The 3,073-nt window shown below is 66.6% G+C and carries 3 protein-coding genes and 1 tRNA gene; 3 read left to right on the top strand and 1 reads right to left on the bottom strand.

Going from position 1 to position 3,073, the window contains the following annotated elements:
* On the top strand, positions 1-366 hold a 366-nt coding region (locus tag OR16_RS38690; protein ID WP_141639983.1), incomplete at its 5' end, for an amidohydrolase family protein.
* A 246-nt stretch (positions 367-612) separates the two neighbouring features.
* Here the strand turns inward: OR16_RS38690 and OR16_RS38685 are convergent.
* A tRNA-Lys gene (locus tag OR16_RS38685) sits at positions 613-688 on the bottom strand.
* A 311-nt stretch (positions 689-999) separates the two neighbouring features.
* Here OR16_RS38685 and OR16_RS38680 point away from each other — a divergent pair.
* Both OR16_RS38680 and OR16_RS38675 read left to right on the top strand, forming a co-directional pair.
* The gene (locus tag OR16_RS38680; RefSeq protein WP_006164838.1) at positions 1,000-1,908 is read left to right on the top strand and encodes a LysR substrate-binding domain-containing protein; all 909 of its coding nucleotides are present in this window, start codon (positions 1,000-1,002) and stop codon (positions 1,906-1,908) included.
* Between the two features lie 145 nt (positions 1,909-2,053).
* Positions 2,054-3,073: 8-oxoguanine deaminase (locus tag OR16_RS38675; RefSeq protein WP_006164837.1), on the top strand; the 1,020-nt coding region annotated here is incomplete at its 3' end.

Genomic DNA, 3,073 nt, shown 5'->3' with positions numbered 1-3,073 from the left:
GTGCGCCAGGCCATGCTGCTGCAGCGCGTGGGCTATGGGCCCGCTGCCATGAGCGCGCGCGAGGCGCTGGAGATCGCTACGCTGGGCGGCGCGCGCGTGCTGGGCCGCGACGATATCGGGGCGCTGGCGCCCGGCATGTCGGCCGATTTCGTGTCCTTCGACATGGCGCAGGTGGGCTACGCCGGCGCAGGCCACGATCCGGTGGCGGCGCTGGTGTTCTGTACGCCGGGCAATGTCGCCACCAGCGTGATCAACGGCAAGGTGGTGGTGCGCGATGGGCAGTTGCAGACGGTGGAATTGCCGCGCGTCCTTGCGCAGCATCGCGGGCTTGCGCGTGAATTGTTCGAGCGGGCCAGGCACGGTTGAGGCGACGACCGAATGCGCCGCGCATGCGACCCCTCTCGAGTGGGGTCGCGTCATGTTTGTAATGTATTCACACTGGGTCCCGGGTCGTTCCCTGAACGCCCCTGACCCTTCCCCAGCCCGCTGGTATCAACCCGCGTATTCAGCGTGGCGTGGGAGGGGTTGGCCCAGGCATGGCGCGCTGTTTTGCGTGCCAACTGAAAATGGAAAAAGCCGGAAGCATTGCTGCTTCCGGCTTTTGGAATTCGCTGGTGGGGCGTGAGTGACTCGAACACTCGACCTACGGATTAAGAGTCCGCTGCTCTACCAACTGAGCTAACGCCCCAACGAAGTCCAAGATTATAGATGGCGGATTGTGACATTGCAACAGCTATTTGCACTTATGCGCTTAGACATGCGCCGCCGGCGCCGTGCGAATTTTGCGGCAGTGTTCCAGGTAGCCGACCTCATGGCTGGTAGTCAGGTCCAGCACGCTCGTCCATAGTCAGGGCGGCGCTTCGACCTGCTTCGAGCGGTTGCGCTGCGCCGGGTTGCCGATCACGCCCATGCTCAGCGGCTACAATGCGCTCGTCTTCCCAGGCGCCGATGCCCTTGCCGCAGCCGCGCTGAATCCAAAGCCAGAGTCCGGAGCCCGTCATGCACGCCAGAGTCCTGCGCTACCTCGACGAGGTGGTGAGCCGCGGATCGATCCGCCAGGCCGCGCTGCATCTGCACGTGGCGCCGAGCGCGATCAACCGGCAGATCCTGGACCTGGAGACGGAGTTGGGCGCCCCCTTGTTCGAGCGCATCAACAAACGCCTGCGCCTGACCCCGCTGGGCGAGATGGTGCTGGCGCACGTGCGCCAGACGCTGCGCGAGCATGAACTGCTGCGCAGCCGTATCGAGGCCGTGAAGGGCGTGCGCCAGGGCGAAGTCACCGTGGCTACCACGGCCGGGCTCGCGGGCTCGCTGATGCCGTCGCTGGTGCATGCATTCCGCCAGCAGTATCCGGGCATCCTGGTGCGCCTGCTGGATCTGCCCGTGGCCGACATTGTCAGCGCCGTCGAGCGCGGCGACGTCGACCTCGGCCTTGGCTACGACCTGCCCGACATCGCCGCCTTCCGCATCCTGGCCAGCAACGACTGGCATATCGGCGCGGTGGTGGCACCCGGGCATGCGTTGGCGGCGCAGCCGTCGACGCTGCTCAGCGAGTGCCTGGCCTACCCGGTGATCCTGCCTGCGCCGTCGATGTCGCTCCGCGCCATCCTGGACGAAGCCTTCGCGCGAGCGGCGATCGAGGTGTCGCCAGTGACCGAGACCACCTCGACCGCGCTGATGCGCCGCCTGGTCATGCTTGGCGCCGGCATCGCCTTCCTGAATCCGCTCGACGTGCTGGAGGAGCGGGAACGCGGGGCGCTGGCCTGGGTGCCACTGCGCGACGGCAAGCTGCCGTGCCAGACGCTGCGCCTGGTTGCGCGCGCGCGCAATCCGCTGAGCGCCGCGGCGGGACTGATGGCCGATCGGATTGGCGAGGGCCTGGTCGCGTTGTTCACAGGGGTGCGTTAGCGGCGCTGCGCGCTCGGTTGTGCTGTTTTTGCGCACACCGTCGGTGGAAATCGATGCTTTGCCAGGGCCTGCCGGCGTCTTAGACTGTGTGGGCCCGGCCGCATGCCGCGCCGGGCATTTCCGCCACCAACCTCAAGATCCCGCCATGACCCTCATCCTTATCAATGCCGACATCCTGGTGACCATGGATGCGCAACGCCGCGAGATCCCGGGTGGCGCGCTGGTGGCGCAAGGCCCGGCGATCGAATGGGTGGGCGCCACCGCCGAGCTGCCGCCGCAATACCGCCAGCTGATCGAGGAAGGCAGCGCCGAGGTGCTCGACATGCGCGGCAAGGTGGTGATCCCCGGGCTGGTCAACACGCACCACCACATGTACCAGAGCCTGACCCGGGCCGTGCCGGCGGCGCAGGACGCCGAGCTCTTCACCTGGCTCACCAACCTCTATATGTTGTGGTCGCACCTGACGCCGGAAATGATCGACGTGTCGACCTGCACCGCGATGGCCGAGTTGATGCTATCCGGCTGCACCACCACCAGCGACCACCTGTATCTCTACCCCAATGGCTCGCGCCTGGACGATTCCATTGAGGCCGCGGCGGTAATGGGCATGCGCTTTCACGCCGCGCGCGGATCGATGAGCGTGGGCCGCAGCAAGGGGGGCTTGCCGCCCGATTCGGTGGTGGAGGAGGAGTCCGCCATCCTGAAAGACAGCCAGCGGCTGATCGAGCGGTACCACGACGCTTCGCGTCACGCCATGCTGCGTGTGGTGGTGGCGCCGTGCTCGCCGTTCTCCGTCTCGCGCGACCTGATGCGCGAGTCGGCGCTGCTGGCGCGCAACTATGGCGTGTCGATGCACACCCACCTGGCCGAAAACGATAACGACATCGCTTACTCGCACGAGAAGTTCGGCCTCACGCCGGCCCAGTACGCCGAGGAACTAGGCTGGGTCGGCCCCGATGTGTGGCATGCCCACTGCGTCAAGCTGGATGATGAAGGCATCGCGCTGTTTGCCCGTACCGGCACGGGCGTGGCCCATTGCCCTTGTTCGAACATGCGCCTCGCCTCGGGCATTGCGCCGGTGCGAACAATGCGCGATGCCGGCGTGCCGGTCGGCCTGGGCGTGGATGGCAGCGCGTCGAACGATGGCGCGCATATGCTGGGGGAG

Source organism: Cupriavidus basilensis OR16 (assembly GCF_000243095.1).
Taxonomy (GTDB): domain Bacteria; phylum Pseudomonadota; class Gammaproteobacteria; order Burkholderiales; family Burkholderiaceae; genus Cupriavidus; species Cupriavidus basilensis_D.
The sequence above is the reverse complement of the archived record's forward strand: the minus strand, read 5'-3'. Positions and strand labels throughout refer to the sequence as shown.

Excerpts from the sequence above, each read along its gene's own strand:
- OR16_RS38680 (WP_006164838.1), top strand. The coding sequence starts at position 1,000 with ATGCACGCCAGAGTCCTGCGCTACCTCGACGAGGTGGTGAGCCGCGGA.